General features: G+C 64.2%; 21 protein-coding genes and 2 tRNA genes. 9 read left to right on the top strand and 14 right to left on the bottom strand.

Annotated features, from left to right (window positions below):
• Positions 1–36: 36 nt before the first annotated feature.
• The 3 genes from GOACH_RS15410 to GOACH_RS15400 all read right to left on the bottom strand — a co-directional run bounded on the left by GOACH_RS15410 (position 37) and on the right by GOACH_RS15400 (position 2428).
• Complete coding sequence (locus GOACH_RS15410; RefSeq protein WP_005176556.1) at positions 37–642, bottom strand: ATP-dependent Clp protease proteolytic subunit; 606 nt, start codon at positions 640–642, stop codon at positions 37–39.
• A gap of 218 nt (positions 643–860) precedes the next feature.
• Positions 861–2246, bottom strand: a complete 1386-nt coding sequence (gene tig, locus GOACH_RS15405; protein WP_005176555.1) for a trigger factor — start codon at positions 2244–2246, stop codon at positions 861–863.
• A gap of 108 nt (positions 2247–2354) precedes the next feature.
• A tRNA-Pro gene (locus GOACH_RS15400) sits at positions 2355–2428 on the bottom strand.
• A 262-nt stretch (positions 2429–2690) separates the two neighbouring features.
• On the opposite strand from GOACH_RS15400, the gene GOACH_RS15395 reads away from it, so the two are divergent.
• Positions 2691–2761 (top strand) — tRNA-Gly (locus GOACH_RS15395).
• A gap of 554 nt (positions 2762–3315) precedes the next feature.
• Positions 3316–4023, top strand: coding sequence for a L,D-transpeptidase (locus GOACH_RS15390; protein ID WP_040518907.1), 708 nt, complete (start codon positions 3316–3318; stop codon positions 4021–4023).
• A gap of 116 nt (positions 4024–4139) precedes the next feature.
• On the opposite strand, the gene sthA is transcribed toward GOACH_RS15390, so the two are convergent.
• Positions 4140–5591 carry a Si-specific NAD(P)(+) transhydrogenase gene (sthA, locus tag GOACH_RS15385; RefSeq protein ID WP_005176550.1) on the bottom strand — a complete coding sequence of 484 codons (1452 nt, stop codon included), beginning with the start codon at positions 5589–5591 and terminating at the stop codon, positions 4140–4142.
• Between the two features lie 52 nt (positions 5592–5643).
• Complete coding sequence (locus GOACH_RS15380) at positions 5644–6558, bottom strand: PE-PPE domain-containing protein (protein WP_005176548.1); 915 nt, start codon at positions 6556–6558, stop codon at positions 5644–5646.
• A gap of 300 nt (positions 6559–6858) precedes the next feature.
• Here GOACH_RS15380 and GOACH_RS24020 point away from each other — a divergent pair, with 300 nt between their 5' ends.
• Entirely contained in the window at positions 6859–7002 is a 144-nt protein-coding gene (locus GOACH_RS24020) for a hypothetical protein (RefSeq protein WP_005176547.1), read from the top strand.
• 76 nt (positions 7003–7078) lie between these two features.
• Here the strand turns inward: GOACH_RS24020 and GOACH_RS15375 are convergent, their stop codons facing one another.
• Both GOACH_RS15375 and GOACH_RS15370 read right to left on the bottom strand, forming a co-directional pair.
• A complete protein-coding gene (locus GOACH_RS15375) occupies positions 7079–7882 on the bottom strand; it encodes an Fpg/Nei family DNA glycosylase (protein WP_040518903.1) in 804 nt (267 codons plus the stop codon).
• A gap of 46 nt (positions 7883–7928) precedes the next feature.
• Positions 7929–8402 (bottom strand): ribose-5-phosphate isomerase, encoded by a 474-nt coding sequence (locus GOACH_RS15370; RefSeq protein WP_005176543.1) that lies wholly within the window; start codon positions 8400–8402, stop codon positions 7929–7931.
• Between GOACH_RS15370 and GOACH_RS15365 the strand changes: the two genes are divergently transcribed.
• Positions 8376–9431 carry a M48 family metallopeptidase gene (locus GOACH_RS15365; protein WP_005176540.1) on the top strand — a complete coding sequence of 352 codons (1056 nt, stop codon included), beginning with the start codon at positions 8376–8378 and terminating at the stop codon, positions 9429–9431. The two genes, GOACH_RS15370 and GOACH_RS15365, sit on opposite strands and share 27 nt — an antisense overlap.
• Positions 9432–9452: 21 nt before the next feature.
• Here GOACH_RS15365 and GOACH_RS15360 read toward each other — a convergent pair whose 3' ends face one another.
• Positions 9453–10061 carry a mycothiol-dependent nitroreductase Rv2466c family protein gene (locus GOACH_RS15360; protein WP_005176537.1) on the bottom strand — a complete coding sequence of 203 codons (609 nt, stop codon included), beginning with the start codon at positions 10059–10061 and terminating at the stop codon, positions 9453–9455.
• Positions 10062–10187: 126 nt separating this feature from the next.
• Here GOACH_RS15360 and pepN point away from each other — a divergent pair, with 126 nt between their 5' ends.
• Complete coding sequence (gene pepN / locus GOACH_RS15355; RefSeq protein ID WP_005176533.1) at positions 10188–12761, top strand: aminopeptidase N; 2574 nt, start codon at positions 10188–10190, stop codon at positions 12759–12761.
• Positions 12762–12881: 120 nt separating this feature from the next.
• Here the strand turns inward: pepN and GOACH_RS15350 are convergent, their stop codons facing one another.
• Together GOACH_RS15350 and ctaJ are read right to left on the bottom strand one after the other, a co-directional pair.
• Positions 12882–13382 carry a DUF5130 domain-containing protein gene (locus GOACH_RS15350; protein WP_005176531.1) on the bottom strand — a complete coding sequence of 167 codons (501 nt, stop codon included), beginning with the start codon at positions 13380–13382 and terminating at the stop codon, positions 12882–12884.
• On the bottom strand, positions 13369–13617 hold the full coding sequence (gene ctaJ / locus GOACH_RS15345) for an aa3-type cytochrome oxidase subunit CtaJ (protein WP_005176530.1): 249 nt from the start codon (positions 13615–13617) through the stop codon (positions 13369–13371). The genes GOACH_RS15350 and ctaJ overlap by 14 nt, the downstream gene beginning before the upstream one ends.
• A 227-nt stretch (positions 13618–13844) precedes the next feature.
• Between ctaJ and GOACH_RS15340 the strand changes: the two genes are divergently transcribed.
• Together GOACH_RS15340 and GOACH_RS15335 are read left to right on the top strand one after the other, a co-directional pair.
• Positions 13845–14285, top strand: coding sequence for a globin (locus GOACH_RS15340; RefSeq protein ID WP_005176528.1), 441 nt, complete (start codon positions 13845–13847; stop codon positions 14283–14285).
• 92 nt (positions 14286–14377) lie between these two features.
• Positions 14378–16291 carry an alpha-amylase family glycosyl hydrolase gene (locus tag GOACH_RS15335; protein ID WP_005176525.1) on the top strand — a complete coding sequence of 638 codons (1914 nt, stop codon included), beginning with the start codon at positions 14378–14380 and terminating at the stop codon, positions 16289–16291.
• A gap of 42 nt (positions 16292–16333) precedes the next feature.
• Here GOACH_RS15335 and GOACH_RS15330 read toward each other — a convergent pair whose 3' ends face one another.
• From GOACH_RS15330 to ettA, 4 genes are all read right to left on the bottom strand, one after another.
• Positions 16334–17035, bottom strand: a complete 702-nt coding sequence (locus tag GOACH_RS15330; RefSeq protein WP_005176522.1) for a DUF8010 domain-containing protein — start codon at positions 17033–17035, stop codon at positions 16334–16336.
• Complete coding sequence (locus GOACH_RS15325; protein WP_005176520.1) at positions 17032–17493, bottom strand: acyl-CoA thioesterase; 462 nt, start codon at positions 17491–17493, stop codon at positions 17032–17034. The genes GOACH_RS15330 and GOACH_RS15325 overlap by 4 nt, the downstream gene beginning before the upstream one ends.
• Positions 17494–17542: 49 nt before the next feature.
• Entirely contained in the window at positions 17543–22339 is a 4797-nt protein-coding gene (locus tag GOACH_RS15320; protein ID WP_005176517.1) for an NAD-glutamate dehydrogenase, read from the bottom strand.
• 65 nt (positions 22340–22404) lie between these two features.
• On the bottom strand, positions 22405–24081 hold the full coding sequence (gene ettA, locus GOACH_RS15315; protein ID WP_005176508.1) for an energy-dependent translational throttle protein EttA: 1677 nt from the start codon (positions 24079–24081) through the stop codon (positions 22405–22407).
• A gap of 234 nt (positions 24082–24315) precedes the next feature.
• Here ettA and GOACH_RS23795 point away from each other — a divergent pair, with 234 nt between their 5' ends.
• Positions 24316–24456, top strand: a complete 141-nt coding sequence (locus tag GOACH_RS23795) for a hypothetical protein (RefSeq protein ID WP_157227761.1) — start codon at positions 24316–24318, stop codon at positions 24454–24456.
• A 205-nt stretch (positions 24457–24661) separates the two neighbouring features.
• Positions 24662–24940 (top strand): hypothetical protein, encoded by a 279-nt coding sequence (locus tag GOACH_RS15305; protein WP_157227759.1) that lies wholly within the window; start codon positions 24662–24664, stop codon positions 24938–24940.
• The last annotated feature ends 238 nt before the right edge of the window (positions 24941–25178 follow it).

Raw genomic sequence — 25178 nt, 5'->3', positions numbered from 1 at the left:
TCGACGGTGGGTGATCGCTTCAGCGAAACGGTCGATCTACGACGCGTTCCTGGTTCGCGAGATCACGTGGTCGACAAGGCCGTACTCCTTGGCCGCGTCGGCGGTGAACCACTTGTCGCGATCGGCGTCGATCTCGATCTGCTCCACGGTCTGGCCGGTGTGTTCGGCATTGAGCTCGTTCATCTGCTTCTTGATGGTTGCGAACTGCTCGGCCTGGATCGCGATATCCGCTGCCGTACCACCGATACCCGCCGACGGCTGATGCATCATGATGCGCGCGTGCGGCAGGGCGTAACGCTTGCCCTTGGCACCCGCGGTGAGCAGGAACTGCCCCATCGACGCCGCGAGACCCATTGCGTACGTCGCGATGTCGCACTCGGCGAGTTCCATCGTGTCGAAGATCGCCATGCCCGCGGTAACGGAACCGCCGGGCGAGTTGATGTACATGTGGATGTCGCGCGTCGGATCCTCGGCCGAGAGCAGCAGGATCTGCGCGCACAACTTATTCGCGATGTCGTCGTCGACCTGCGTGCCCAGGAAGATGATCCGCTCGCGCAGCAGCCGCTCGAACACCGAATCGCTCAGGTTAAGCCCGGCGACTCCTGAACTCATCGAGGGTGTGTAAATGGTCGGCTTGCTCACGGTTCCCACCTTGTCTGTCGTTTGTGGTCTGTCATCCGCGCCCCGGCGACACCGGGACCCGTGTGCTTGGTGATCTCGAGTTCTTCGGATCGTCCTCACCGACAGTAGTCAATCGGCGCGACCCGACACCGCCGATGACACCCCTATTCGCTGAGAGCAGAACAGCCGGCCCCGGGCATGGCCCAGGATCCGGCTGTCACTTCTCTCGTCGAGAAAGCTCAGGCGTCGCTGCTCTTCTCCTCGGCATCCGACTCGTCAGTTGCCGACGCGTCGGCTTCGGCGTCGCCCCCACCGAAGAACTCGGCGGTGTCGACGGTGTTGCCGTCGGAGTCGGTGACGGTCACCTCGTCGACGATCCCGGCCAGAGCCTTGCCGCGGCGCACGTCGGCGTACACGGCGCCGACCTGGTTCGCCTGGGTCAGCTGCTGGATGAATTCCTGCGGGGCCATACCGTAGCGCTGTGCCTGGAAGAGAATCTGCTGGGTCAGCTCATCCTGGCTGACCTCGGTGTCCTGCTGTTCGGCAATGGCGTCGAGGAGCAGCTGCGTGCGCACCGACTTCTCGGCCGACTCGCGAGCATTCTTCTCGAACTCTTCGCGCGTGGTGCCCTGCGCCTCGAGCAACTGCTCGAAGACCGCGTCGTCGTGGCCGATGCTGTGCAGCACCTGCTCGAGCTGACCGTCGACCTCGGCCTGCACGACGTTCTCGGGCAACGGGATCTCGACGGTGTCGAGAAGTTTGTCGAGCACGGCATCACGAATGGCGTTGGCCTGGTCGAAGCGCTTCGACTGCTCCACACGCTCGACGATCGACTCGCGGAGCTCGTCGACGGTGTCGAACTCGGAGGCCATCTGGGCGAACTCGTCGTCGAGTTCGGGCAGCTCGCGCTCCTTGACCGAGTTCACCTTGACGGTGACCTCGGCGTCCGCCCCGGCGTGCTCACCCGCGACGAGTTTGGTGGTGAAGGTCGTCGACTCGCCCGCCTTCAGACCGACGAGAGCCTCGTCGAGCCCCTCGATGAGCTGCCCCGAGCCGACCTCGTGCGACAGCCCTTCGGTCGACGCATCCTCGACGTTCTCGCCGTCGACGGTCGCCGAGAGATCAATCGAGACGTGATCGCCGTTCTCGACTGCGCGATCGACCCCCTTGAGGGTGCCGAACCGCCCGCGCAGGCCCTCGAGCTGCTCATTGACTGCGTCCTCGTCCTCGGCGACGGCGTCGACCTCGACGGCCAGCGTCGAGTAGTCGGGAAGCTCGATCTCCGGTCGGACGTCGACCTCCGCGGTGAAGCTGATGCTCTCGCCGTACTTGAGCTCGGACAGGTCGATCTCCGGCTGACCGATCGCCTTGGTCTCGGTCTCGGCAACGGCTTCCGAGTACTTGCCCGGCAGCGCGTCGTTGACCACCTGGGCGAGGATCGAGTCGCGACCGACCCGAGCCTCGATCAGCTTGGCCGGCGCCTTCCCGGGCCGGAAGCCGGGGATACGGATCTGCTGTGCCAGCGAGCGGTATGCCCGGTCGAAGTCGCCCGAGAGTTCCTCGAACGGCACCTCGACATTGAGCTTCACTCGGGTCGGGCTGAGTTGCTCGACAGTGCTCTTCACGCCTGAATGCTCCTTATATGTACGTCTCGTACGCTGTCGTCACGGGTACGGCCCCGCGGTTTGCGGACCGGTCGGCCTGTCCTGATCGGTCGGCCTTGTCCTGATCGGTCGGGATGACAGGATTTGAACCTGCGACCCTCCGCTCCCAAAGCGGATGCGCTACCAAGCTGCGCCACATCCCGGTGGCCCCGATTACGTGTCACCGCGGCCCCGACGACCCCGGGTTCGGAGCTGTCGGTTCCCTGACGAGCAGGGCCAACAGAAGATAGTACGTGGCCTCCGTGGAGTAGCCGAATCCGGTCCTCGGGAGAGCAATCTCTGGGGACGACACCGTGCTGGATACGACCGGCGCATCGGTCATGCGGGCCTGACTCGCGCGGGGCCGATTTCGATACGGCGCAGTGATTGGGTACAGTCACATGCGCTGCCGCTGAGCGACAGCACGCGGGTGTAGCTCAATGGTAGAGCCCTAGTCTTCCAAACTAGCTACGCGGGTTCGATTCCCGTCACCCGCTCTGAGAAGAGGCCAGAGGGATTCCCTCTGGCCTCTTCTCGTGTGCGGCCGTCCAGCACCTCCCGATCTTTTGTGTGATCCAGAACACACTACCGGTGTAGCCTGAATCCATGTCCTCCAGCTACTCCAAGACCCCGCGAAGGTGCTCCAGCTGCGGAGCACCCCTATTCTTTCGCCGCGACGTCACCACCTCCGACAGCGGCACCCCACGGGTCGACGCCATGCTCGTCTGCCGCAACGAGGCATGCGCAGAGCCCGCCGTGCACCTACGAACCGAACGCTCGAGAACCCAGGGACAGCCCGCGTAAACCACGGTGCCGCAGCCCTTTCGAGACCTTCTGTGCGTCGATTTCACAAAGTGTGATGGGTGTCACATATTCTATGGGCCCTCCGACTACCTCCCCTTTTGCGGTATCGAAGCACCGATGCGAGACCGCAACGCCCCAGCGCCTGCGTTTTCCTTTGAACCGAAGACAACGGTTATGTAACGATGGTCGCGGCGCATGAGGGGGTGCGTCCACCATTTGTCCCGAGAACGAAGGTTTGCGAACACCCGTGCTGAACACAACTTCGTCCCAACGTCGCCGTAAGGGCGTCGTCCGCGGACTTCTCGCCGCAGTGATCGGCATGATCGCCGTTGCGCTCGCTGCGCCGGCCATTGCCCAGGCAACGCCCGTCACCGTCGTGCCCGGCCTTCCGCCGGTCGAGGTCCCCGACAACATCCCGGGACTGCCGACCCCGCCGAAGCAGACCACTCCTGCGCCGGCCCCCAAGACCACCACCCCTCCCCCGACGACCACCGAAGAGACACCGGGTGTTCCGGCGATCCCGAACGTGAAGACGTCGACCGGGTGGGTCGCGCTGGCGACCGACGGCGACCACACCATCTACTGGTGGAAGGACGGCAAATTCGTCAAGAAGATGCCGATCTCGATGGGTTCCAACGCGCACCCGACGCCCAACGGCGTCTACCACACCCGTGAGAAGTACCAGCACATCGTGATGGACTCGTCCACCTACGGCGTGCCGGTCGACTCGCCGGAGGGCTACCGCACCGACGTCTACTGGGCCACCCGTATGTCGAGCGACGGCATCTTCATCCACGCCGCACCGTGGTCGGTCGCGCAGCAGGGCAACAGCAACGTGAGCCACGGCTGCATCAACATCAGCACCGAGAACGGCAAGTGGGTCTACGACACCATTCCGCAGGGCACTCCGATCGTCGTCCGTGGCACGGTCGGTGGCCAGTACGACGGCAACTGATCACGCGGTCTGACGTCTGATTTCACAGACATACGGGAGAGGTCCCGGGTCCGATACGGACCCAGGACCTCTCCCGTCTTCTGAATTCGGGCGGCGACGCGCCGCGTCACCGCGGTTCAGACAAGACTTCCGCTCCCGACGTCGAGATCCATCCTGTTGCCCTCGGCCCGCACCCGGGCAATCGCGCGCATCTTGTTCGACGCATCGAGAGCCGCCACCTTGTAGCCCTCCGCCAGGGTCGGGTAGTTGAACACGGCGTCGACGAGATAGTCGATCTTCCCGCTCAGCCCCATCACCGTCTGTCCGATGTGAACCAGCTCGGCGGCGTTGCTACCGAACGCATGCACGCCGAGCAGGGTGCGTTCCTCTGCGTGTACCAGCAGCTTGAGCAGCCCGTACGAATCACCCATGATCGCGCCCCTCGCCAGTTCCCGGTATCGCGCGACACCGACCTCGAACGGCACATTGGCCGAGGTCAACTGGTCTTCGGTCCTGCCGACGAAGCTGATCTCCGGAATCGCGTAGATGCCGATGGGTTGCAGGTTGTCGTCGGTCGCCCCGACCGGTTCGTCGAACGCATGGTAGGTCGCACGCCTCCCCTGCTCCATCGACGTCGCCGCCAGCGCCGGGAAGCCGATGATGTCGCCGACCGCATAGATGTGGTCGACCTCGGTACGGAAGTCGGCGTCCACGGTGAGCCTGCCCCGCTTGTCCGCGGTCAAACCGGCCGCTTCGACCCTCAGCTCGTCGGATACGCCTTGGCGGCCTGCGGAGTACAGCACGGTGTCGGCGGGGATCTTCTTTCCCGACGCCAGGATCGTCAACGTTCCCGAAGGATGGGTCTCGACGGTCTGCACGTGCTCGCCGAACCGGAACGTCACGCCCCGTTCGCGCAGCTGGTACTGCAGTGCCTCCACGATCTCGCGATCACAGAAGTCGAGCATCGTGGGACGCTGCTCGATGACGGTCACCTTTGTGCCGAGCGCCGCGAACATCGAGGCGTACTCGATGCCGATGACGCCGGCGCCGACCACCACCATCGACCGCGGAACCCGGTCAAGGGCCAGGATCTGGTCGGAGTCGACGACGGTCGTGCCGTCGAAGTCGACAGAAGGCGGGCGCGCAGGCCTCGTGCCGACAGCGATCACGAACTTGTCGGCGCTGACGTGTTTGAGATCGCCCGTGGCATCCTCGATCGCGATCTCGTTCGGGCTGATGAAATATGCGCTGCCGAGCAACATGGTCACGCCGTTGCGGGCGAGCTGGCTCTGGATGACGTCGATCTCCTTGCCCACGACATGCGTGGTCCGTGCCGAGAGATCCGTGACCGTTATATCCGACTTCAGTCGATACGATTCGCCGTACATCTCCCGCTGGTTGAGGCCGGTCAGATACAGGACGGCCTCACGTAACGTCTTGGAGGGGATCGTGCCGGTGTTGATACACACACCACCAACCATGTTGCGGCGCTCCACGATTGCCGCTCGCTTGCCCAACTTCGCCGCTGCGATGGCAGCCTTCTGTCCGGCCGGTCCGGAGCCGATGACAACGATGTCGAAATGATCCACGCGCCCAGTCTTTCGCTCGTCTCTGGCCTGACGACCCGTCGTGGGCCTGTGATCAGTGTCGCTCAGCGGCGGCGTTCGCACGACTCGAGGCGTGCAACGGCGCGAACGTTGCGCCGACCTGTAACCACTGGGCCAACTCCTGGCAGCCCGTCGTGTCCGGTGCCGTCGCGAGACGGCGATACGGCTCACTGCAATACGCCGTATGCCTGCCCCCGTCACGATTCGTGATCACGAGACTGTGCCAGACGATGAGTGCAGGTAGGTATCGGCGCACCGCCCGCGCGGCCGCGCGCAGGCGATGCACATCGCGACTCCACTGTGCGGGGCGCAGCGAGGTGCGCGCTGCATTCTGAAACGCATTGTCCCGCACCACGACCAACATGTCGTGAATCCATCTGAGGGGCCGATGGAACTCGAGCGAGCCGGTGAGGTCGGCGATGTCGCGGATCAACGAATCCGGCTCGGCATTGCAGATCATGTCGGTCGGGGCGCCCACCCACCACGCGGGAATCCGGTCGGGCAGGGGTGGCCCTTCACCTGCGACACCCCAGCCCGCACATCGCGACACCACGCCGGGCGGCTGGTGCGGATCCGCCACGAAACCGAGCCCCAGAATTCGATCGACCGACGAATCACCGTCACGTTCGAGTTCGTGCACGCAGTGTCGAACGACGACGGCCCCCTGCGAGTACCCGACGATCATCACCGGCCCCGCAGAGTCCTCGACTGCCCGGCGCAGCGAACGGACGCCCTGGGCGACGCTGTCGGCATAACTGATGCCGCCTTTGCCTGTCGCCGGCCCATAGCTGGCCGGGTACCCGACCCATCGAGGAACGAAACGCTCGTCGAGGTCTGCGGTGACGGCGGCTAGCATTCCGGTCACCGTTGTGCGCGAATCTCCCTGGTATGACTCGCCCGTGCCACCGACCGCCAGCACGGTGATCCGACGGTTGGGCGTGGAGGCCATGCCGGCGCCTACGGCTACGCGTCGCTCCGCACGAGGGCATGCGTCTGCCGAGTCGATGGTGTGCATGAACTCGATGGTCGTCGCCATCGATGAGAGAAGCGCTTATCGACGCTGAGCTTTCGCTGTGAGGTCTGGCGGAAAGAGCGCAGGTCAGAGGTCGCGTAGATCACGTCGGTTCCGGTTGATTTACACAGAGTTAACGCGAAGAATTGACATAGCACGAGCGGCACGACACTTAGATGCCACGCACCACTCGATGCATCCGATCACAATCCTCGATATGAGAAAGCAGCGTTACCGATGTCTTTCGCACGATTCCGTGCACAACTCCACAACTCCTCCGACCGTCGCAGGCTCTACGACCGGATCAACCGCGTCGCCGCCGAGTCCCAGCGCGACGAACTCCTGATCATGGCGCAGCGCGCCGAGCAGCGGGTGCACTGATCGCCTCGTCCTGATCCCTGTGTGTCGTCAGGCAACGACTACGGCGAAGGCACCTGCTTGCTGTCGCGCGTCGGACTCACGACTGACATACCGGACACCAGAACAGGTTTCGACCCTCGAGCTCGCTATGCGCCACGGGGTTGCCGCAGATCCTGCACGCCTCACCCGCTCGTCGATACACGTAGGTACGCGGACGGTTCGCCGCATATGAGGGCGCACCGTGGTCGTCCTCCGCACGCACCACGTGGATTCGTCCCCGCCGAACCCCGATCGTCATCAGCGCCACCAGGTCGGACCAGACCGCATCGAACTCGTCGGCGGTAATAGACGTACCCGCACGCATGGGATCAATTCCATTGCGGAACAACACTTCTGCGCGATATACGTTGCCCACGCCCGCGATGACCTTCTGATCCATCAGCAGCGCACCGATCGGTCGACGCGACCGTGTGATAGCCGCGTATGCCCGCTGCGGATCGGCGTCGGCGCGCAATGGATCGGGCCCCAGCCGCGCGACGAGCGCATCGAGATCGGCAGGCGTGTACAACTCGCATGCCGTTGGGCCGCGCAGGTCGACGCCGTTCTGCTCACCGACGATTCTCATCCGCACCTGACCGACGGGCTCGTCCATCGGCACCAACTGCTCGGTGAATGAGCCATAGAGACCCAGGTGCACGTGAAGCAATTGCTCACGCCGCCGATCGCGGTAGCGCTGGACGAGATGCTTCCCCCACACCTGGGCGTCATCGAACACCATCCCGTCGACGACTGCGGCCCCCTCTGCGAAGCGACCCTGGGGTGAACTCACCGCAACGCGCTGACCGTCGAACAACTGTCGTTGACGCCGCGCGATGCGGTGCAGGGTATGACCTTCAGGCACGTGTGTCGATCGACCGGTGGGCGGTAGGCCCAGGGGGCATCAGCATTCAGGACTCGGGCAACGCCGGTGCGACACCGGTCTCCTCGTACTCGGTGAGTATGTCGATGCGACGCTGATGGCGCGGCTCCTCGGAGAACGGGGTGCTGACGAACGCGTCGACGATCGCCAGTGCCTCTTCCGTGGTGTGCATGCGGCCACCGATGCCGATCAATTGGGCGTTGTTGTGCTGCCGCGCCAGTTGAGCGATCTCCACGTTCCATGCGAGTGCACAGCGTGCGCCCTTGACCTTGTTCGCGGCGATCTGCTCGCCGTTCCCGCTACCTCCGAGCACGATGCCCAGGCTGCCCGGATCGTCGACGGTCTTCTGCGCGGTGGCAATGCAGAAAGCGGGGTAATCGTCCTGCGCGTCGTACACGTGAGCGCCGGAATCGATCACTTCATGCCCCTGTGCCGTCAGGTGTTCGGTGATCGTGGCCTTGAGTTCGAATCCGGCATGGTCGCCGCCGACGTATACGCGCATAGCGACCACTATAGATTGAAGGCCGTGGACGACTCATCGCCTATTCCCAATGTCCCGGGACTTGCCGATCCGGCGCCGACGGCAACCCCCTACGACCCGAATCGACGCTGGCTCGCGCCGGCCAAGTACGCGGGCACGCCACGACTGCACCCATGGGAGATCCCGACGCTCGTTGTGCTGATCCTCGTGTCGCTGGTCGGGTACGCGATGATCCTGGTGCTGGTGATGTTCGGCGTGTTCAACCAGTTCGCACTCCTGGCGCTGGCGCTCCCGCTGATCCTGTTCCTCATCCGTGGCATCACCTACGCCACGCCTCGTGTCAATGGAGTCCAGATGACTCCGACGCAGTTCGTCGAGGGGTATCGGATGGTCGTCGAGGCCGCCGCGCGATACGGACTCGAGTACGTCCCCGACGCCTACGTGGTGCTGGGCAACGGACAGATCAATGCATTCGCGTCCGGCCACGGTTTCCGGCGGTACGTCGTCGTCTACTCCGATCTGTTCGAGATCGGTGGTAGGGCGCGCGATCCGGAGGCTCTCCGCTTCATCATCGGACACGAGGTGGGCCATATCGCCGCAGGCCACACCTCGTACTGGCGCCAACTCGCGACCAGCATCGGCATGCAGATCCCGGTGCTTGGTTCGCTCCTCTCGCGGGCCCAGGAGTATTCGGCGGACAATTTCGGTTACTACACGCAGCCTGCGGGTGCACCCCGGGCGATGGGCGTGCTGTCGGCGGGCAAGTACATGCTCCGGGCCGTCGACTTCGACCAGCTGGCCGACCGCGCCACACACGAAAAAGGTTTCTTCGTCTTCCTCGTGAATCTGCTTGCGTCGCACCCTGTTCTCACCTGGCGTGCGGCGGCGTTGCGAGATCGGACGCGAGCAGGCGCCATTTTGTTCCGACCCAAGACCATCGTCCGAGGGGTCGGCAGCGGGAACGCGGTGCCGGTGGCACCGCCGCCCCACCCCGCGGCGGTCGCCGAGGGCTCCTTACCGAACGGACTCGAGGCCCCGCCCAAGATCTGACCGCTGTGATGCAAGCAGGTCTCAGTCGAACTGAGGGTCCTCGTCTCGACTCCGCTTGAGTTCGAAGAAGTGCGGATACGACGCGAGCGCGACCGCTCCGTCCCACACTGTTCCGGCGGTCTCACCGCGCGGAATCCGTGACAGCACCGGGCCGAAGAACGCGACCCCATTGACGTGGATGGTCGGCGTGCCGACATCGTCGCCGACCTTGTCCATACCCTCGTGGTGGCTGGTACGAATCCACTCGTCGTACTCGGACGAGTCGGCAGCCTTGGCCAGTTCGGGATCAAGACCGAGCTCGTCGAGCGACTCCCGGATGACCACGTCGAAATCCTTGTTGCCCTGGTTGTGAATTCGGGTCCCCATGGCCGTGTACAGCGGCGCGAGGATGTCGTCACCCTTCGCCGCGACGGCTGCCGCGATCACGCGGACCGGACGCCACGCATGCTTGAGTCCCTCGCGATAGTCGTCGGAGATGTCCTTACCCTCGTTCAGTACAGCAAGACTCATGAGATGGAAGTGCACGTCGATGTCGCGCACCTGCTCGGCTTCGAGAATCCACCGAGAGGTGATCCAACACCACGGGCATAGTGGGTCGAACCAGAAATCAACACGATCGGTCTGCGACATCTACACATTCCCTTCGAGTCATCACGTCACGAGCACTGCTCGACGCGTCGGTTGGGTGACGCGTCTTTCAACCGTTGGCGGTCCACATCGATTCCACGCCGACGTTACGCGGCTAAGCTGGCGATTGTGACTGCCCCGAACCTCACCCGCGACCAGGCGCGCGAGCGCGCCACCACCATCGACGTCTCCCATTACGACGTGGAACTCGATCTCACCGACGGTAACGGCAAGCCCGGAGACAAGACGTTCCGGTCGACGAGCACCGTCACCTTCACCGCGTCCCCCGGTTCGCAGACCTTCATCGATCTGGTCGCCCCGACACTTCTCTCGGCGACGCTGAACGGAAAAGCGCTCGACGTGGACGGTTTCGACGAATCGGTGGGCATCGCGCTTCCCGATCTCGCCGCCGACAACGAACTGGTCGTCGTCGCCGACTGCGCCTATTCACACACCGGCGAGGGTCTGCACCGCTTCGTCGACCCCACCGACGACTCCGTGTACCTGTACTCGCAGTTCGAAACCGCCGACGCCAAGCGGATGTTCGCCTGCTTCGACCAGCCCGACCTCAAGGCGACGTACACGATCACCGTGACCGCTCCGGATGACTGGAAGGTCATCTCGAACGCACCGACCGAGTCCGTCGACGGCGGAGTGCACCGTTTTGCCGAAACCCCTGTCATGAGTACCTATCTCGTGGCTCTCATCGCGGGGCCGTATGCGGAATGGACGGACACCTACACCGACGAGCACGGGTCCATCCCACTCGGGATCTACTGCCGCGCATCCCTCGCAGAGTTCATGGATGCAGAGCGCCTGTTCACCGAGACCAAACAGGGATTCGCGTTCTACCACAAGAACTTCGGCATTCCATACGCGTTCGGAAAGTACGACCAGCTCTTCGTTCCCGAGTTCAACGCCGGTGCCATGGAGAACGCGGGCGCCGTGACGTTCCTCGAGGATTACGTGTTCCGGTCACGCGTGACGAACTACAACTACGAGCGGCGTGCCGAGACCGTACTGCACGAGATGGCGCACATGTGGTTCGGCGATCTTGTCACCATGAAGTGGTGGGACGACCTGTGGCTCAACGAGTCGTTCGCCACCTTCGCCTCGGTGTTGTGTCAGTCGGAGGCCACCGAGTACACGAGCGCATGGACGACGTTCGCCAACGTCGAGAAGTCGTGGGCCTACCGCCAGGATCAGCTGCCCTCGACGCATCCCGTGGCCGCCGACATCCCCGACATCGCCGCCGTGGAGGTCAACTTCGACGGCATCACGTACGCCAAGGGCGCATCCGTACTCAAGCAGTTGGTTGCCTACGTCGGCGTCGACGACTTCCTCGCCGGCCTGCGCGATTACTTCACCGCGCACAAGTTCTCCAATGCGACGTTCTCGGATCTCCTTGCCGCACTGGAGAAGTCGTCGGGACGCGACCTCTCCGACTGGGGTAGCCAGTGGCTCAAGACCACCGGCATCAACGTCATGCGCCCCGACTTCGACGTCGACGACTCCGGCGCGTTCACACGTTTCGCGATCGTGCAGGACGGCGCGGCGCCCGGCGCGGGCGAGACCCGAGTGCACCGCATGCGCGTCGGCATCTACGACGACACCGCGGAGGGAAAGCTCGAGCGCGTGCAGAGCGTCGAACTCGACGTCGAGGGGTCGGTCACCGAGGTTCCCGATCTCGTGGGGGTTCCACGCGGCAAGCTGATCCTGCTGAACGACGACGATCTGACCTACGCGTCCGTGCGTCTCGATCCCGAGTCACTCGCGACGGCCACCGCGCGCATCGGCGACATCACCGACTCGATGCCCCGCACGCTGGTCTGGTCGGCGGCGTGGGAGATGACCCGCCAGGCGGAGATGAAGGCCCGCGACTTCGTCGCGCTCGTCGAACACGGCATCGCCGCAGAGACGGAAATCGGCGTCGTGCAACGGGTTCTGCTACAGGCGACGACCGCGATCGAGTCCTATGCAGATCAGGAATGGGCCACCACCATAGGTTGGCCCGGATTCAGCGCCCGACTGCTCGAACTCGCCCGTGCCGCCGAGGCGGGATCCGACCACCAACTCGCGTTCGTCAATACTCTGCTCGCGGGCAGGCTCTTCGACGAGCAGATCGCGGTTGTCCGGGCACTCCTCGAAGGGGACGATCCCGCCGACCATGGTCTGGCGGGTTTGACCGTCGACACCGACCTGCGGTGGAAGTTGGTACTCGGCTTGGCGACGGCAGGCGCCATCGACGACGCCCCCGCTTCGACGCCCGTCATCGACGCCGAGGCCGCGCGTGACAACACCGCCGCCGGTACGCGCCAAGCCGCGACAGCGCGCGCCGCGCGCCCACTCGCCGAGGCGAAGGCCGACGCATGGTCACAGGCCATCGACGACGACGCGCTCTCCAACATCTATACGAGGGCGGTCGTGGCAGGCTTCAGTCGACCGGGACAGTCAAAGTTGTTGTCGGAGTATGTCGACAAGTATTTCTCCGCGGTTCCTCAGGTCTGGAAGCGTCGCTCGAGCGAAGTCGCGCAAACCGTGGTCAACGGCCTGTATCCCTCGTGGGAGATCACGCCCGAGGCGCTCGCCAAAGCCGACAACTTCCTCGCCGGGGATCACCCCGCAGCGCTGAAGCGGCTGATCGTCGAGGGTCGCGCAGGGGTGGAGCGATCATTGCGCGCGCGGGTGTTCGACGCCGAGTAGCACCGGTCACCGACAACAGGCCGCGGCCCCCGGGGTTCGTTCCGGGGGCCGCGGCCTGTTGTCGCGTTCGAGGCGGTTGTCCGCGATCGATGCTTCTGTCCGCGTTCGGTGCGGCGACGCTCAGATGGGCGCCGCGGCCGTAGCCATGACGTGGAGCGCGGAGACGAGTCCGTCGATGAGTTCGTTCTGGCGGAAGCTGCTGATGGCAGCGGTCACGCCCAGGTCGGCGACGCGATCGTTGACACGATCGGCCACCTCACTCCCGGACACGACGACGACGTCGTGCGTGTTCGGCGAGACAGCGAGAAGCGTGCCGTAAGCGGGTTCGGGGGCCGACTTGAGCAGCACCTGGCGTGCATCAGCAACCGGATCGGCGCCGAGTTCGCCGATGTAGACCGAGAAACGCACCAGTGCCTTTTCGGTCGCAGCGTTGATCGCGTCGTCGAGCGCAATCAACTCGTCGCGCGAGAACGGAGGGGTCGTCGCCGTCTGTCCGGGAAAGCGGGTGGCCGACACGCGTCCGCTGTTCGTGATGACCGTGCCGACGGGGAGCGCCGAGGCCGCACTGACCTCCGGCGTTCCGCCGGCGCCTGTTGTCTGGGAAATCTCACCACTTGGCACTGGCCGAGCCTCCATCCACATCATTCGGTTCCGCATGGCGCGGCAAAGCAATCGACTCGATCTCCGTCGCGGAGAAGAGTAGCGGTCCTCGGTCCCACTTCTGGTCGAGCGTGTATTCCTGCTGCTTGGGGTACTTGACGCCACCCGAGAACGCCATCGAGACCACGCACGCAGCAGCGAACAAAACCACCAGGACCGTGACCGGCATTCCGATGTAGACGATCCAGTTGTCCATGAGACCCTTCCGATCGGTAAACCCTCTTGCGCACGGCCGGTGAGCGCGGGCTGACACGTTCACGCCGCACAGGTCGTGTGATCAATTTAGCCCACACCACCGCCATTCGGGCACCGACCCCTACGGTCTGTCGTAGACGCCTCGGGCGTGGTGTCGCTGCCGCCTCTGGACTGCTGTCGCCGTCGCGTCTCGCACCGATGTTGAGACCACAGCGCAGGGTGAGGACAATGGGTCCGGTGAGCGGCAACATCCCCGCCGGCGGCCAGCCGGCAACCACCGGAGTCCACCGTTCGTTCTACGACGAGGTCGGTGGTCACGAGACCTTCGAGAAACTGACCAGCGTCTTCTACCGCGAGGTCGCCGCCGACGAGATTCTGCGACCGATGTATCCCGAGGAGGATCTGGGTCCCGCTGAGCGTCGCCTCCGCATGTTCCTCGAGCAGTATTGGGGCGGTCCTCGCACCTATTCCGACGAACGCGGTCATCCTCGACTACGCATGCGCCATCAGCCGTTCACGATCGGCCCCATCGAACGCGACGCGTGGTTGCGGTGCATGCACACCGCGATCGCCTCAATCGACGACGACACCCTTGATGCTCCCCACCGGCAAGCACTCGTCGACTACATGGAGATGGCTGCCCAATCAATGGTGAATTCACCGCTCTGATCAGCACTCCCCCAATTCGGGCACATCGGTCACGACGCGCCGACACCACCTGGTCTTCTCCGCGAAAACACAGGTAAGGCAGAATTGTCGCGGTGAGCGACGAGACACCCGACGATGTCAACGAGGACGCGCTCGGCGCGCAAGAACAACCCGACGCCGCGCCCGACACCGTCAACGAGGACGCGCTCGGTGCGCAAGAACAACCCGACGCCGCGCCCGACACCGTCAACGAGGACGCGCTCGGCGCGCAAGAACAACCCGACGCCGCGCCCGACACCGTCAACGAGGACGCGCTCGGCGCGCAAGAACAACCCGACGCCGCGCCCGACACAGCGCCGGACGAGTACCTCCCCGTGGCTGACGGCGACGCCGGAGTCGTCGCATCACAGCTCGACCCGACCGACGACGCCTGGTGGCGCTCGGCGGTTTTCTACCAGATCTATCCCCGCTCGTTCTCGGATCTCAATGGTGACGGTGTCGGCGACCTCGCCGGTGTCATCGACAAACTCGGCTATCTGGAGCTGCTCGGCGTCGACGCGCTGTGGTTGAGCCCGATCATGCGCTCCCCGATGGCCGATCACGGCTACGACGTCTCCGATCCGCGCGACATCGATCCGCTCTTCGGTGATCTGGCCACTTTCGATGAACTGATCGCCGAGGCACACGAGCGTGAGATCCGCGTAACCATGGATCTCGTCCCCAATCACACCAGCGATCAGCACCAATGGTTCATCGACGCGCTCGCGGCCGGGCCGGACAGTCCTGAACGTGCCCGCTACATCTTCCGCGACGGACGCGGCGAAGATGGCGACGAGCCACCCAACAACTGGGTCAGCATCTTCGGCGGGTCGGCGTGGGAGCGGGTCACCGAGGCCGACGGCACGCCCGGGCAGTGGTATCTGCACATCTTCGCTCGCGAGCAGCCAGATTTGAACTGGGAAAACCCCGAGGTCTTCGAGGACCTCGAGAAGACATTGCGCTTCTGGCTCGATCGTGGTGTCGACGGCTTCCGCATCGATGTCGCGCACGGAATGGCCAAGCCCGCCGATCTACCCGACATGGATGTCGAGGCTGCCGGGCTCCTGGTCAACCGCGACGACGATCCGCGATTCAACAACTATGCGGTCCACGACATCCACCGCAAGATCCGGGCTGTCATCGACGAGTACCCAGGCGCCGCCAATGTCGGCGAGATCTGGGTCGACGACAACGAGCGATTCGCCGAGTACCTCCGGCCTGACGAACTGCACCTGGGCTTCAATTTCCGGCTCGCCAAGGCGCCGTTCGACGCCGACGCCATCCGCGACGCGATCGAGAACTCCCTCGACGCCGTGCACAGCGTCGCCGGCACCCCCACCTGGACGCTGTCGAATCACGACGTCGACCGCGAGGTGACGCGATATGGCGCCCTCGCGGATGCTTCCGAGGACGAGTCGACGTCCCACGAGGACCTCGAACTCGGCACTGCGCGTGCACGGGCCATGGCTCTCGTCGAATTCGCGCTCCCGGGATCGATATTCATCTACAACGGAGCGGAACTCGGCCTTCCCAACGCCGATCTGCCCGACGACGCTCTGCAGGACCCGGTGTGGGAACGCTCCGGACACACCGAACGCGGCCGCGACGCATCGCGCGTACCGCTGCCGTGGGAAGGTTCCGAGCCGCCCTTCGGCTTCTCGACGAATCCGCAGACGTGGCTTCCGATTCCGGAGTCGTGGGCGCAGTTCACCGTCGAACATGAACTCGAAGACGTGGACTCGACGCTGTCGCTGTATCGCACTGCGATCGAATTGCGTTACGAGCGAGACGAATTCGCAGGAGATGGCGTCGAATGGTATGGGGCCCCCGCGGGGTGTCTCGCTTTTCGGCGCTCCGAGGGACACCTGGTGTGTGCGCTCAACACGACAAGCGAGCCGGTCGGGCTGCCCCCGGGCGAGTTGATTCTGACAAGCGCACCACTCGTCGACGGCATGCTGGCACCCAACGCCGCTGCGTGGCTGGTCTGACAGACCACCCACTCGGGTGTCGACGACCGGGCGTGCGGCTCGTCAGAGCACCGTGACGTCGAGGTCGCGGTGCCTGCGCTGGTACACCGAGCCGTATCGTGCGTCGATACGAATCCATGCTGCCGATATCCGGACGCGGACGGGCTCGGTGGCTCCGATGGCGTCGAGCGGCGATGCCTCGGTGATCTCGTGACCGTCCGAGTCCCGCACGAAACCCATTGCGGTGAGCGCGAACAGCGACCGTAACGACACCGCCGCGTTCAGCGCCCCGTCGGCGGACGAGACATCGAGCACGCCCTGGTCGAGAAGTCCTGTCGCGGGTCCGAAGTTGCTGCCTTCCTCGCGGGCGAGGCGGGCTCCCTCTCGGGCCAACTCGACCACCGTCCGCGCCGGAACGTCGTCGAGGTGCCGGTATCCGGTGCGCAGTGGCAGAGCGCCACGCCACGCCGAGTCGAGTGACATTCCCGGCTCGACGGGTTCGCCAGGCGTGCCGTCGGCCAGTCGCCCCCGAAGTGTCCCCGCGTCGACGACGAGGTCGGAAGGCGCGACTCTGCCGAAGATCGACCGGGTGACCAAGACGTCGAATCCCGTGTGTGCCCAGAATGCCAGCAACCCGTCGGACCGTTGCACCACGCGGACCACCGCCGCCTCGTCGAGACGCATGGCCCGCGACAGGAAAGCCGTTGCGTCCGTCCTGTCATCGGGACTCGCGGCAACCACGAATCGTTCGGGCAGCACGTTCACGCGTCGTCGCCCGCTACGCGGCGGAAACTCTCGAGATACTCGCGCTCGTCGGGGGTCAGACGACGTAACCGTTGGGCGTCGACGTCGAAAGAGACGAGTTGGGTCGTCGCGGTGACAGCCGGTGCGTCATTCGGCGATGCGGCATCGGGTCGCACCTCGTATCCGACGACGAAGTCGGCGGCCCGCACCTTGTCGATGAACATGGTGACCACGATCGGCCCCTCATCATGTCGCACCTGGTGGCGGTATTTGACGTGTAGATCCGCAACGAGGCAGCCGGTGCGCAGGTGCGCTGTCGGGCGCTCGTCGTAGAAGAGCCAGGGTATCCGGGCCTCTTCGAGAAGCGTCACCATCCGCGCATGATTGATGTGAGCGAATACATCCATGTCCGACCACCGAACGGGAACCTTGACCACGTATCCGGCGTCGGTCCTGACTCCCTCGTCCTCGTAGAGCACGACTGTCCTTTCGTTCGCGACGCCTCGCCTGGACGAGGGTCGATGGTCGTCATCGGATGAGGCTGCGAAGCTGCCGTGCGGCAACCGAGAGTGTTGCGAGGTCGAGTTCTGGTCCCTGCTCGATGTCGGCGAGCATCGTACGCACCCGCGCCAACCGCGACGAGTGCGACGACTCCCACTCGGAGATCTTCTCCGACGCACTCTCGTCGGGTTCGCTGCTCTGCAGAATCGTCAACGTCAATGCCCGCAGCGCTCCGTGCATGTCATCACGAAGAGCCAAGCGCGCCAAAGCATGCCAGCGGTCGCCGTACTCCAGGTCCGAGACCGCGGTCAGCAGTTCCTCGAGCCCGAAATGTTCCATGATCGCGAAGTACAGCTCCCCGACCTCGACGGGATCGCGGTCGGATATCTCGGCAGCGTCGACGATGTCGAGAAGACAGAAGCGGTGCAGGCTGATCGCGACATCGTGAGCGAGGTCGGTGTCGACTCCGAGCGCACGATAGTGCTCGACCCGCTTGTCGACGTCGGCTGCCGACTGCGCGCCGAACCAACTGTCGATGAGTGCGGTGAGCCCAGCCACCTGTTCGGTGTAGCGCGTGATCTCCGCGGTCATGGCCAGGGGTTGCGGACGAAACGCAAGAAGCCATCTCGACGCGCGGAACAGCAATCGCCGTTCGTAGAGCATCATTTCGTCGATCGCATCTACCGGCGCATCGGCGTGCAGGATGCGCGCGAAGAGGTTCGACAAGCCGAATACACGGTCGGCCACGACGTAGGCACGCACGGCCTCTTCAGTGGTCGAGCCGGTCGATTCGCCGAGCCGGAACAGGTGGGTGATCCCCGCGCGGTCGACGACCTCGTTGACGAGCACCGTGGTGACGATCTCCCGATGGAGTCGATGCGCGTGGATTCCCTCTGCAAAACGTTCGCGTAGCGGGCGCGGGAAGTACTCGGCGAGAAGCTGGTCGAAGACGTCGTGCTCCGGTAGGTCCCCGGCGAGAAGATCGTCCTTGGCGATGAGCTTGACGTGCGACATGAGAGTCGCGAGTTCGGGCGAGGTGAGCCCGCGATGTAGCTCGGAGTGCAGTCGCTTGATCAGCTGTTGCGGTGTCGGTAGCGCCTCCAGTTTCAGATCGACTCCGCGCCCACTGATCTCGTGAAGGAGGCGTGCATGGACGTCGACCCGGTCGAGCGAGTAGGCACGGCAGAAACCGAGCTCGGAATTCTGCGATGCGTTGTCGGCCAACACCAGGTCGGCGACCTCGTCGGTCATCGACTCCAGCAGCGGATCCCGGTCGGCCGCGCCAAGGTTGCCCGACGACACAGCGGCGTCGAGCAGGATCTTGATGTTGACCTCGTGATCGGAGCAATCCACACCCGCCGAGTTGTCCATCGCATCGGTATTGATGCGCCCACCGGCGAGATCGAACTCGATCCGACCACGCTCCGTCACGCCGAGGTTTCCACCTTCACCGACGACCTTGGCGCGCAGCTGATCTCCGTTGACGCGGATGGCATCGTTGGCCTTGTCGCCCACCTGTGCGTCGGATTCCGCCGACGACTTGATGTATGTACCGATTCCGCCGTTCCACAGCAGGTCGACCGGAGCGAGCAGGATCGCGTGTATCAACTCGGGCGGCGACAGCGCATCGATCGACGAGTCGAGTCCGAGTGCGCTGCGCATCTGCTCGCTGATCGCGATCGACTTCGTCTCACGTGACCAGACGCCCCCTCCCTCACTGATCAACGACGTGTCGTAATCCGCCCACGATGAACGCGGCAGCGAAAAAAGCCTCGCGCGTTCGGCATACGACGACGCGGCATCCGGAGTCGGATCGACGAACACATGCCGATGATCGAAAGCCGCCACCAACCGGATGTGTTCGGACAACAGCATCCCATTGCCGAACACGTCACCGCTCATGTCGCCGATGCCCACGACGGTGAAGTCCTGCGACTGGGTGTCGACTCCCATTTCACGGAAGTGGCGTTTGACCGACTCCCACGCACCACGCGCGGTGATGCCCATGGCCTTGTGGTCGTAGCCCGCGGAGCCGCCCGAGGCGAACGCATCGCCGAGCCAGAAATCGTACCGGGCCGCAACATCATTGGCGATATCGGAGAAGCTGGCCGTGCCCTTGTCGGCCGCGACCACCAGATACGTGTCGTCACCGTCCCGGCGGATCACCGACCTCGCGGGGATGACCGTACCGGTGTGCCGGTCGAGATTGTCGGTGACGTCGAGCAGCCCGGAGATGAAGTCACGGTATCGCGCAACACCCTCGGATCGTGTGGCGTCGCGGTCGGCTGCGGCGTCGCCGGTCGGTGCAGGGGGTCGTTTGACGACGAAGCCGCCCTTGGCGCCGACGGGCACGATCACCGCGTTCTTGACGGCCTGAGCTTTGACGAGGCCCAGTATCTCGGTCCGGAAGTCCTCGCGACGATCCGACCACCGCAGTCCCCCGCGCGCCACACCGCCGAAGCGGAGGTGAACCCCCTCCACGCGAGGCGAGTACACGAAGATCTCGTGCAGCGGGCGCGGTTCGGGAGTCAGCGCAATCTCCCTCGGCCGCAACTTGAATGACATGACAGGGCGATCGCCATCGTCATCGTGTACATAGAAGTTCGTCCGCGATGTGGCGCTGATGACCGAGGAGAACGCCGAGACGATACGGTCGGCCTCCAGCCCCAGGACCTTTCCGATGTCGTCGCCGAGCTGCGCCGCGGCAACCTCGCGTCGTTGCTCGTCGGCACGGTCGGGATCGAAGGACGCCTCGAACAATGCGACCAGTCCGCGTGTGACAGCGCGGTGTTCGCCGAGCGTGTGGGCGACGAGGGTAGTGCTGTAGGAGAAGCCACACTGACGTAGGTATCGACCATATGCGCGCAGCATCGCCGCCGAGCGCCAATCGAGACCGCATCGGATGATCAACTCGTTGTAGGCGTCCACCTCAGCACGTTGGCGCCAGATCTGGACGAAGGCGTCGGTGAATCGATCCTCGAGGTCGTCGGCGCAGTCGTGGTCGACCGACATCCCGTCGGCGAGCTCGACGCTGAATTCATAGACATGACACACCTGCCCGTCCGGCCGCACCAAACGGTAGGGATGCTCGTCGACGACGTCGAGGCCAAGACTGTGCAAGACCGGCAGCACATCAGTGAGCGTGGCTGCGGCACCGCATAGGTAGAGCGTGAATGTCCACGAGGCGCCCGCCTCGGCGTCATTCGAGGCCAGTGTGACAGCGAGATCGTCGACTGCGAGCTCGGCGACATGGACGAGGTCGGCGACAGCCGCACGCGGCTCACGCTGGTCCTTGTATTCGTCGGGCAGGGCAGGAAGGAGCCGCAGCGCGACGTCCACGCTGCCGGCAGGGAGCCGTCTCGACGCCTCATCGACTCCTCTCGCCGACTCTCGGAAGCGCTCGTCCCACGTGCGGATGGCGTGGGACAGTTCGGTCTGGATGGCGCTCTGCTCGGGAGTGCCGATGTCGAAGGTTCCGTGGCGCGCGGCGTCGTCCCCATCGACTCGGACCATCACCTGGACCTGGGCGAGGGGCATCTCACTGACCCGCGCCGAGTACTCGAGCGCACTGCCGTGCAGTTGTTCGGAGACGACGCGTTGAAGCGCCAGCCTGTTCTGGGTGTTGTATCGGTCGCGAGGCAGATAGATCAGTGCGGTAGCGGTACTGCCCTGCGGGTTCACGCGAACGAACGCGCGCAGGGTTCTCGTGGCGACGGCATCGAGCATCTCGGCGACCCTGCGGCTCAGCTCGGCATCGGACGAAGCGAACATCTCCACGAGGGGGTAGTTCTGCAGCAGTTCGATCATCGACTGGCCGACGAACGAATCGTCATCGACGCCGGCTCGACGTATCACCTCGTGCACCTTGCCCCGTAGCACCGGGACGTCGAGGATCGTCTGGTGCAGGCCCGATGACGTGAATGTCCCGAGAAAACGGTGTTCTCCGACATGCGCTCCGGCGGCGTCGAACTCGGGAACCTGGATCAGAATCGGATAGTTCGACCGCTGCACACCGGTTTCGAGGTAGACGCGCGAGACGCGCGGCAGCAGCGGCGACTGTAGGAGCACTCCGAAATCGTCGTCGAGCGAGCCGCCCCGCCACAGGCCGCGCCCCTGCGACACCGTTCCGTCGAGACCGACCCTGCGATAGCCGAGCGGGACGAAGTGGTTGCCCGCGAACCAGTCGAGCAGACGCGAATACTCGTACCGGTCGACGGCCGCGATCCCCGACTGCGTCGTGGTCGGTGCCACAGCGCACTCTGCGCTACAGGTGGACAGGCGACCCCGCATGTCCACCGCGTCGCGATCGACGTCGGCGACCCGCGAGATCACGTCGACGAGGGCGGTGCGCAACGTCTCGGTGTCGACCTCGCTCGTGCCGGACATCGCGATCACGTAGATCCATGACTCGGTGGTGCGGTCAGGCCCTGACCCGATCTCGGTCAGGATGCCGGCCCCGTCACGGGCGACGGCCATGACCGGGTGGTCGATGCGCCCCACCGTCAGTCCATGCGCCTCGACAACCGTCAACACCGCTTCGACGAGCAACGGCATGTCGTCATTGACGACGACGATCTCGGTTCCGGTCGGCCCTTCGCTGACATCGACGAGGCACTGGCCCGCCGACCTCGTACGGGCCAGTTCGAGATGCCGACGAATCCGATCCAGATCGGTCTCGTCGATCGCCTCGAGGTCCGGTGTGTCGGTGAGCGTGCCATCTGCTGCCGCCGCGGGATGGTGCACGTCGCCCGGCGGATTGCTCGCGCTGAAGTAACAGCCGACCGCCGCGGGCAGCAGAGCACTCACTTGAGACAACGCACTCACCTTCGCTTCAGGAGACTGGGAACTGGTCTCCGATCAGAGCCCTACCGCGATGGTAGTGACCCGGCTCAGTCGCGAGTGAGTTTCCGGTGAGTAACCCGGTGCGGACGGGCGGCCTCGGGTCCGAGCCGATCGACCTTGTTCGCCTCGTAGGCCTCGAAGTTGCCTTCGAACCAGAACCATTGCCCCTCTTCGACATTGCCCTCCCACGCGAGAATGTGGGTACAGGTCCGGTCGAGGAACCACCGGTCGTGGCTGATGACCACGGCACACCCCGGGAACGACTCGAGTGCGTTCTCGAGTGAACCGAGTGTTTCGACGTCGAGGTCGTTGGTCGGCTCGTCGAGCAGGATCAGGTTGCCGCCCTCTTTGAGGGTCAGTGCGAGGTTGAGGCGGTTACGCTCACCGCCGGAGAGCACCTCCGCCCGCTTCTGCTGATCGGGTCCCTTGAACCCGAATGCACTGACGTAGGCGCGCGAGGGCATCTCGTTCTGGCCGACCTCGATGAAGTCGTTGCCGTCGGAGACGACCTCCCACACGTTCTTCTTGGGATCGATGTTGGCGCGGTTCTGGTCGACGTAGCTCAGCTTGACCGTCTCGCCGACCTTGACCGAGCCCGAATCGGGCTCCTCGAGGCCGACGATGGTCTTGAACAGTGTGGTCTTTCCAACGCCGTTGGGTCCGATGACGCCCACGATTCCGTTGCGCGGCAACGTGAACGACAGATCCTTGATCAGCACTCGACCGTCGAACCCCTTGTCGAGGTTGGCGACCTCGACCACCACGTCGCCCAGTCGCGGTGGCGTGGGGATCTGGATCTCCTCGAAGTCGAGCTTGCGCGTCTTCTCCGCTTCTGCGGCCATCTCCTCGTAGCGCGTCAGACGTGCCTTGTTCTTGGTCTGCCGGGCCTTGGCGCCCGAACGCACCCACGCAAGCTCTTCCTTGAGACGCTTCTGCAGCTTCTGGTCCTTCTTGCCCTGGACCTCGAGGCGCTCGGCCTTCTTCTCCAGATAGGTCGAGTAGTTGCCCTCGTACGGGTGGAGCTTTCCGCGGTCGACCTCACAGATCCATTCGGCAACGTGGTCGAGGAAGTAGCGATCGTGCGTGACGGCGAGCACCGCACCGGGATAGGTCGCGAGGAACTGCTCGAGCCACAGCACGCTCTCGGCATCGAGGTGGTTGGTCGGCTCGTCGAGCAGCAGCAGGTCGGGCTTAGAGAGCAGCAGCTTGCACAGCGCCACGCGGCGGCGTTCGCCACCCGACAGGTGGGTGACCGGTGAATCCCCCGGCGGGCAACGCAACGCATCCATGGCCTGGTCGATCTGGGAGTCGAGATCCCATGCGTCTGCGTTGTCGAGGTCCTCCTGGAGCTTGCCCATCTCCTCCATGAGTTCATCGGAGTAGTCAGTGGCGAGTTGCTCGGCGATCTCATTGAAGCGATCGAGCTTCTCCTTGATCTCGCCCATACCTTCTTCGACGTTCTGCTTGACTGTCTTCTCCTCGTTGAGAGGCGGCTCCTGCAGCAGGATTCCGACGGTGGCCTCGGGGTCGAGGAACGCCTCGCCGTTCGACGGCTGGTCGATTCCCGCCATGATCTTGAGGATCGACGACTTACCCGCACCATTGGGACCGACGACGCCGATCTTGGCGCCCGGATAGAAGGACATGGTGACGTCGTCGAGAATGACCTTGTCACCGTGCGCCTTGCGCACCTTCTTCATCGTGTAGATAAACTTCTCAGACATATACGGCCCTCACCTGCATGTTTGCGGTCATCTGCACGGGTAGCTCACTCATTCCTCACAACCGTGCGGAAATCCTCACACATGAGTTGGGAACTAGCCCGTGCAACATCGCTCACCATCCTATCGACGGCACCGCGCCGCCTCTTACGCCGCCGTGGTCGTGTCGGCGGCCCTCGTCTATGCCCTGCCGTTAGCCGCTCTAAAGTTGGCTCTCACGTTCGGCTGGTACGCGTCGTGAAGCACACCACCGAACACGGCTACCTCAACCGCCACGTCTCCGACACACTCGAAACGATCTACGACACCTGGGCCCACTCGGACTACGTAGGCCAGTGTCGACACGCCATCCTCGACATTGCGGGGTGCGACCAGTGACCACGGCACGCGCTGACTTATGGATGCGGGGATACACGCGAGCTTCAGCAGATGTAGCGAAACTCCCCGGCCCCATGCTCTCGATGCTGCTCCCCCGAATGCTGAAGTCGACACCAGACCCAACCGATGATCCGGCCTACGACGGTGGATACCGGACCGCTCTAGCCGACGTGCTCAATCAGATCGGTGGCGTCCGATGACTCCGATGACCCTGACCCCGATCCTCGTGGACGACCCTGGCTCAGACGGTTACCAAATCCACCAGTGGTCCGAGCACGTCGCTCCCGGCCCCGACTTCGACCTCACAGTCACCGTCGCTACCGCAATCCACCCGGTCACCGATCACGTAGACGGTCCTGTCGTGATCCTCGATCAGCCGGTCAATGTGGATGAGATTCGAGACCGTGCCCAGCTTGACGCCCTGATTACGGCCCTGGTCGATGCACGCACCGTGTGGGACCGCCTGAACGGTCTAACCACCTAGCTGCTCGTGGACGCGATTCTGTTGCGTCTGTGACGTTCTCAGCCCTCGTATGGGGCAGCCCTGACGGTCCTGTGTAGCGGTTCGACTCCGCTAAGGGCACTGGTCGCTATCGCAGAGTCCGACCCTTCCTTAACCGACCTGCTCGACGTAGCCTAGTCCCTCACCGTCGATGAGGGCCACCACTGCCGACCTCGCGAACCGACAGCAGGTGCCAGATGGTTACCGCCTTACCTAGGGG

This window comes from Gordonia aichiensis NBRC 108223, assembly GCF_000332975.1.
Lineage (GTDB): Bacteria > Actinomycetota > Actinomycetes > Mycobacteriales > Mycobacteriaceae > Gordonia > Gordonia aichiensis.
This window is presented reverse-complemented; position numbering and strand designations above follow the sequence as displayed.

Excerpts from the sequence above, each read along its gene's own strand:
- GOACH_RS15370 (WP_005176543.1), bottom strand. The coding sequence starts at position 8,402 with ATGCGCGTATACGTCGGCGGCGACCATGCCGGATTCGAACTCAAGGCC.
- GOACH_RS15360 (WP_005176537.1), bottom strand. The coding sequence starts at position 10,061 with ATGTCGCAGACCGATCGTGTTGATTTCTGGTTCGACCCACTATGCCCG.
- GOACH_RS15305 (WP_157227759.1), top strand. The coding sequence starts at position 24,662 with ATGACCCTGACCCCGATCCTCGTGGACGACCCTGGCTCAGACGGTTAC.
- GOACH_RS24020 (WP_005176547.1), top strand. The coding sequence starts at position 6,859 with ATGTCTTTCGCACGATTCCGTGCACAACTCCACAACTCCTCCGACCGT.
- GOACH_RS15380 (WP_005176548.1), bottom strand. The coding sequence starts at position 6,558 with ATGGCCTCCACGCCCAACCGTCGGATCACCGTGCTGGCGGTCGGTGGC.
- ctaJ (WP_005176530.1), bottom strand. The coding sequence starts at position 13,617 with ATGGACAACTGGATCGTCTACATCGGAATGCCGGTCACGGTCCTGGTG.
- GOACH_RS15365 (WP_005176540.1), top strand. The coding sequence starts at position 8,376 with ATGGTCGCCGCCGACGTATACGCGCATAGCGACCACTATAGATTGAAG.
- ettA (WP_005176508.1), bottom strand. The coding sequence starts at position 24,081 with ATGTCTGAGAAGTTTATCTACACGATGAAGAAGGTGCGCAAGGCGCAC.
- GOACH_RS15340 (WP_005176528.1), top strand. The coding sequence starts at position 13,845 with ATGGGTCCGGTGAGCGGCAACATCCCCGCCGGCGGCCAGCCGGCAACC.